This window comes from Microcystis sp. M079S1 (genome assembly GCF_020246425.1).
In the GTDB taxonomy this organism is placed as follows: domain Bacteria; phylum Cyanobacteriota; class Cyanobacteriia; order Cyanobacteriales; family Microcystaceae; genus Microcystis; species Microcystis aeruginosa.
Map to the genome: position 1 here is coordinate 1 of NZ_JADBSZ010000047.1, position 6,613 is coordinate 6,613.

Annotated in this window: 5 protein-coding genes; 1 reads left to right on the forward strand and 4 read right to left on the reverse strand. The window is 40.0% G+C overall.

The window, feature by feature from the left end:
• Positions 1–301: 301 nt before the first annotated feature.
• Positions 302–544 (forward strand): hypothetical protein, encoded by a 243-nt coding sequence (locus IM456_RS02610; protein WP_149986211.1) that lies wholly within the window; start codon positions 302–304, stop codon positions 542–544.
• Positions 545–616: 72 nt separating this feature from the next.
• On the opposite strand, the gene IM456_RS02615 is transcribed toward IM456_RS02610, so the two are convergent.
• From IM456_RS02615 to IM456_RS02630, 4 genes are all read right to left on the reverse strand, one after another.
• Positions 617–1,933, reverse strand: coding sequence for a family 10 glycosylhydrolase (locus IM456_RS02615; RefSeq protein ID WP_149986210.1), 1,317 nt, complete (start codon positions 1,931–1,933; stop codon positions 617–619).
• Positions 1,934–2,025: 92 nt separating this feature from the next.
• Positions 2,026–3,603 (reverse strand): glycosyltransferase family 39 protein, encoded by a 1,578-nt coding sequence (locus IM456_RS02620; RefSeq protein WP_149986209.1) that lies wholly within the window; start codon positions 3,601–3,603, stop codon positions 2,026–2,028.
• Between the two features lies 1 nt (position 3,604).
• Positions 3,605–6,223 (reverse strand): replicative DNA helicase, encoded by a 2,619-nt coding sequence (locus IM456_RS02625; RefSeq protein WP_002789265.1) that lies wholly within the window; start codon positions 6,221–6,223, stop codon positions 3,605–3,607.
• A gap of 113 nt (positions 6,224–6,336) precedes the next feature.
• The coding region (locus tag IM456_RS02630) for a zinc ribbon domain-containing protein (RefSeq protein ID WP_287707700.1) at positions 6,337–6,613 on the reverse strand (277 nt) is incomplete at its 5' end.

Genomic DNA, 6,613 nt, shown 5'->3' on the forward strand with positions numbered 1-6,613 from the left:
CCGCAAAAATCCTTAACTTGGGAAAAATCATCAACTTTACGAAGTTAAGCCCAAACTTTGTCAGAATATCCTGACAATTTCTCCACTCTCCCAACCCAAAACTTTTGCTTCATACCCAAGACCACAAGAGCCGCGATCTAAATCAAGAACGGCATCGCTATAATCTGGAATATCCCCCCATCCCAAACCACCCATGATACTAAATCCGGTTATTAAAAACTGATTATTTATTCATACTGTTGCCTTTTGCCTCTTGCCTTTTGCCTGTCCTTATAAGTAGCCTATACTCAACGGATTTAGTATGACAGCCAAAGAACAACTCCTACAGGAAATTGAGAAAAGCTCCGAGCCTCTCCTACAAGAAGTTCTCGACTTCCTCCTATCGGCACGCTCAGAAAAATATCCTGAAACCCGTAAACCCGTCTGGCAAATCGCTCAGGAAATTATGGCTGATGTTCCGCCAGAAATTATCGCTCAACTCCCCACTGACGGAGCCGAACAACACGATTATTATCTTGACAGGATACCAAAACGCGAAGAATGAAAATAATTTTGTAACCGTTCAGGGGGGGGTTCAAGCAGCCAGTGGCATTGACTCTGTGGTCCAAAATTGCTATTAACTACCCGGAGGGGGAATAACAGGAATTTCGATCCCGTCCGGCGCTAAGGGGGGAGGTGTGGGGGTTAGTTCTGGCTGGTAAATAGGTTCAGGCGTACTAACTAAGGGTATATTTTCCACCACGGGAAGACGGGGAGTGATTGGTTGCGAAAACAGCGCTTGAATTGCCGCTTTTCTGGTTTCTGGAGGTTCCAAAGCTTGCTGCCAGAGACTTTCATAAAAGAAGAAAATCACCCCTAAACCCCGTTGACGAGCAGCCAATACCTTTTCTTCAATAAAGGGTAGGGCGATCGGTCGATTGCGTAAACCGGTTAAAACTCCCACACCGGTGGGGATAGTTTGCTGGGTTTCCTGAATTTCGGGACGCTCTATTTGCTTGAGAAAACTGGGCAGATCGGGACGATAAACCTGTACGATTAACTCATCGACTAATCCTTGCCGCACCCAACCGAGCCAATCCTGTAAATGACCATTATAGGCAAATTCGTAGGGATTAGGGGCGATCGAAAGCAGTATATTCGGTTTAATTGCCTGAATTGATTCTTTGAGATTAGCCAGAAAAGCGGTGATTTTATCGGCCCGCCATTTTGTCCATTCGGGATCCCGGGGGTTAGCCGGAGGCGTTTTTTCGGTTTCCTGTTGATAAAGGGCGATAGTATAGGGATCATAGCCGAATTCGTTGGGTAAACTCAGATGATCGTCGAATTGGATGCCGTTAATATCGTATTGTCCCACCACTTCCAAGACTAATTCCCGCAGAAAATTCTGCACCTCGGGACGGAAAGGATTCAACCACACCACCTCACCGGCTGCCCCTACCCAAGTGGTCCCTCCGTCCCGTTTTTGGGTTAACCAGTCCTGATGTTTTAAGGCTAATTCTGAGGTGGGAGGAGCCATAAATCCGAATTCAAACCAAGGAATGACTAATAATCCCCTGCCACGGGTTTGTTCCACCAATTCTGCTAAGATATCTTGTCCCTGCGCTCCCGTAGGCACAAAAGGCTGTATTCCTTCCCGTTTAGCGATCGCGCTAGGATAGAGAGCATAACCGGAATTCCAGACCACGGGATAGATAGCATTAAAATTAAGATTAACTAATTGCTCGATCGCCTGTTGTCGTTTATCCCTGTCCATCAGCATCGCAGTATCGTTGGTGGTAATCCAAACACCGCGGATATCAGGATCTCGACTTTGAGAGAAAGCAGCGGAAAAATAGCCTAAGAGTAGAACTATGAGAAAAGATGCTAAGAATAGTAGTATGGGGAGCTTTTTAAGAATTTGCCGCCAAACGCTGGTCGGAATTAGAAAAGTCATTTCTTTAAGGTGAAGATTAACGCTTTTAACTGGTTATGATAACAGCTTTGCTCAACTCTTTCAGGCTAGATTGACCCAAAATATATATTTACCTATTTCTTCACTCGCCACAATTGACCATAGGGATAGAAATAATCAAGACGAATATCGAATTGATCTAGGGCCAGTAATAACCGATTAGAAGGACGAAAAAGAAATAAGTTGACGCAGGGAATTTCTAGGACTTCTTTTAACTTATCGGTATCGGGGTTAGTGGTAGTCAGGAAGTATTGTACATCAGCATTAAGACGATAATTAAGGGAAAGCAAATCACCTAAGTTAGTCCAGTCATTACCTTCGTCGCTGATAATAATGGCCTTAGGTACAGCATTGATTTTTCTGGCAACTTCGCCATTCCAATAACTAGGAACTTTTGCCCAACTGGTTTCGGAAAGAGCATTATTAAAGTTCGATATCATACTAGCAGTTAACAAAAAAGTCAAGATAATTTTACCTAAAATTTTGCCTTGATTAAGCAATTGTGACAAGAAAAAAGCCACAGTTATATAGATAGTAGGAAAGGTCGCAATTAGATAACGGGTGACAGTTGATCTAGTGGTGGTCAAAATTAGATCGGGAATGACTAAAGCTAGGAAAGGCCCTAGGGTTGAGGTAATCATAAAAGTAAAAGCTATGGGGTTATTGTAGCGATAAACTCGCTCAAAAGCATAGATAGTTAAGATTAAAAAAAACAGTCTATATATATAGGTGAAGATGTTATTAAAACCAAAATCGCTATCGCTAAATAGAGAAGTAAAAGTTAAGAGCCATAATTTACTGATAAATCCCCAATCGAGATGGTTAACGGCAGCCCAACTTGTGGAGTTAAAGGCTCTTTGATAGTTAGTTAAAAAAACCTGTAACCAGGGTATATATAAAATCATCATTGTTAACCCAGATAACAGGAAAAATATCAAGTTATTTTTTCGCTCTGGTTTCATAACAAGATACCAAAGTATAAAGGCTGCTTGAGCAAATAAGTTGAGAATAAAAAAGAGATGGGTGTATAGTCCGAGAGTATTAGCGAGGGTGTATAAAGACCAATTAACAATAGTTCTTTTTTTGAGGCATTTTAACAGCAGCAATTGACTAATTATCGTTAACAAAACTAAAAGACTATACTGACGGGACATTTGAGCAAATATTATATCAACTGGAGAGAGTGCCAATAAAATTACTGCTAAAACTGCCGTTAACTTTGACGCAAATAATTCTAGAGATAGATAGTAAATAAATGGCAGGGAGAGAAGACTAAAAACAATCGCTAAACTGCGGGAAGAAACGGTAGAAAAACCGAATATTTTTTCCCAATAGCGAGAGATAATAAAGTATAAAGGTGGGTGTTGAGGGTCTTCTTTAGCGAGAGATTTTATTGTGTCAAAAACATTACTTTCGGGTTTCAGTTTTTGAAATTTTCCTAATTCTGTGGTAGATAAAAGACGATTTTGAAAGATAGTATCAGCGATTTCCTTTGCTTGATAACCAGTGGTTCTAATCGTGGTGTAGGATTCATCATGCCAATAGATTTTTTTATCGATATTTGCGAAACGAAAAACCACACCGAGAGTTAGGATAATTGCCAAAAGTATTAAGAGCCAATTGGTTTTTATATAATTAATATTTGCTTGCATTTTAATAATTAGAGCGACTTTGTTTAAGATTCAGAAACTTGGTAAATTCTGGTTGAAAAAGTAGCTTAATTGTGCCAGTGGGACCATTACGATGCTTAGTAATAATTACTTCAGCCACACCTCGATCGGGACTATCGGGGTTATAATATTCATCTCGGTATAACATCATAATTAAATCCGCATCCTGTTCGATACTATTATGGACGATGATATTATTGGCAATAAAGTTATGCAATTTATCTACTGTTAAATCATACACTTCTGTCTCTCCATCCGCTTGAATTGCCATAACTTCATCCCAGTAAATATCACTATCCGCTAAGTGCTGTATTTGGGAACATTCAAGAATGTCTCCTAATTTATTGGCTCTTTCTCGACTTAAGTTTGATTTGTATAAACTTGTCCCACAATATTGATTACCCAGTGCAGCTTGCATTTGTCGTGTAGTTAAACCACTTTGTTCCATAGCGGGTACAGCATATAGTCGCCAGATATCATTAGGAATGATATCCTTATTAGGATTAGCTTGGTGATTTTGAAGATAAGTAGTTATTTCTTGTAAAGACTGGGTTTTATAGCTGCCAACAGCACCGATAATCTCAGTAAATTTCTTCAAGTCTGATTTACCTGTTATTGTAACATGGTATTGATCTCGTCCTTTTCCTGTTTGTGAGTGTTTCGATAGCTTTCCATTAATTTCTACTCTTAGTAAAAGCGATTGTACATCCTGAGCTAATCTTAAGCTACTGCTAGAATAATAAGCCATAGGACGAGGTGATTTTCCTTGAACCAATTTAAGGGAACCATCGGTACTCCAAAGATGACGTAAAAATAAGGCTATTGCTGATTGAGTTTGCTCAAAAACTTGAGGAGGAATGAATTTTTCATAGGAACGTAACCCCCAAACTCCTAGACGTTCTAACCATTGAGAAATAGGATTTTTAATATTATGAGTTAAGGGATAATTCGCTGTTAAATAAACCTGATACCATTGATGTTCAGGACTAATTCGAGGATTAATTCGATTATCAAATACTTGTATCGCTAAAGAAGCAACTAAATTGGCTAAATCTAACTCTTTAGTCGTATATTGAACACTATGACGTGGTAAGGTACATCCATCACCAATTAGATGACCTAATAAGGCTAATTCAGCATTACTCATAGTTTGTAATTGCGAACTAGGTAAAAAGCGAGGTAAAGCGATATAATTACCAATATTTAATTCATCTAATCTTTGCCAACCGTGGACAGTCAAAAATTTATGATTGGCTGTAGCTCTAATCGTGCGACCTAAACGAGTTGTTAATCGAAAAACTGGCTTAAATCCTGTGGAAAAGACCTTAGTTACCAGTGCTTTTTCTAATTTCATTGTTTCCTCATTAAGAGCAAAAACCGTAAAATTAGAGCAATTCACTAACTCACAAATTGGCACTTTAGCACGAGGATCGGCTAACTCAACTAAACTATCACCCGCTAAACATCCCGACTCGCGTAAATCGGACATCATCGGTCTTTTATTATTGCGAGATTCCACAGCGCGACTTAACTGAGAAAGAGCAATTACTGGAGCATGAATTTCTCTGGCTAAACCCTTAAGACTGCGGGTAATTTTAGAAATTTCCTGAACGCGATTATCACCTCCACCTTCCATTAATTGCAGATAATCGATTAAAACTAATCCCATTTGCCCCTTTTTTTCTGCCTGTAAACGCCGCACTTGGGAACGCATTTGAATTACACTTAAATTGGCACTATCATCGATATATATGGGCAAATTTAATAACTTTTCTAGTCCCCCAAGAACCTTCTCTAAATCATTTTGTCCCAAACGGCCCGAGCGAATCCGATTACTTTCGATTTTAGCCTCATTCGATAACAAACGTTGGGCTAATTGTTCCTTGGACATCTCCAAACTAAAGACAGCTACAGGTAAATTCTGTTGAGCGATATTATAGGCAATATTAAGAGCAAAAGAAGTTTTTCCCATGGAAGGCCTACCCGCGATAATAACTAAATCCGAGGGTTGTAAACCACTGGTCATCGCATCGAGATCATAAAATTGAGTTTCGATACCGGGTAGAGTGGTCGTCTCCTGCATTTTCTCAATTTCGTTAAAAGTTTCAATTAAAGTATCCCCCAGAAAAATTAAACCCTCCTGGGGTCGTTTTTGGGTGAGACGAAAAATCTTTTGTTCCGATTCATCGAAAACATTTTCTAATTCTAGCGTCGTATCCCTGGCTAACTCAATAATTTCTCCCCCGGTGGAAATTAACTGACGACGCATATATTTATCCATCACTAATTCAGCATAGCGATCGATGTTGGCAGCCGAGACAGTGCGCTCAATTAATTGTAACAATCGCGGCATTCCCCCGATTTCTTCCAGCAGATGATTATCCTGTAACCAACTGCTAACCGTCATTAAATCCGTCGGTTTTCCCTTCCCTTGTAAAGCGAGCGCCGCACGATAAATATCTTGATGGGTTTTCACATAGAAAGCTTCTGGAATTAAAAAATCACTGATTCTACCTAACGCTTTTGGATCTAGTAAAATACCACCTAAGATAGATTCTTCCGCTTCAATATTTTGGGGGGGGAGAGATTGATCGCTAATCATTGTCAATGCTGACTGTGCTTTATCATTAATTATAGTCATTCACCCTAATTAAATACAAATGTTCAGGTTATTGACATCCTCACCGCCGTAAAACGGACGGCGATTCCCAAACCTCACGATTTAGGTTTCTGCTTCTTTCCCTTGCGGGGTTCCGCACCTGCCGCCCCAGTTTTACTCTGTTCTGGTCTTATGGTCGCTCTACAGACTGACACCGCAAGCCCTGCGGCCAAAATGTTTTTACTGGCGTTAATATCTCGGTCATGGTGCGTCCCACAGTCTGGACAATCCCATTCTCGAACATTTAACGGCATTTTCTCAGCAATATACCCGCAATTACTACACCTTTTAGAGCTAGGAAACCATCTATCTATTTCGATGTAATTTCTTCCG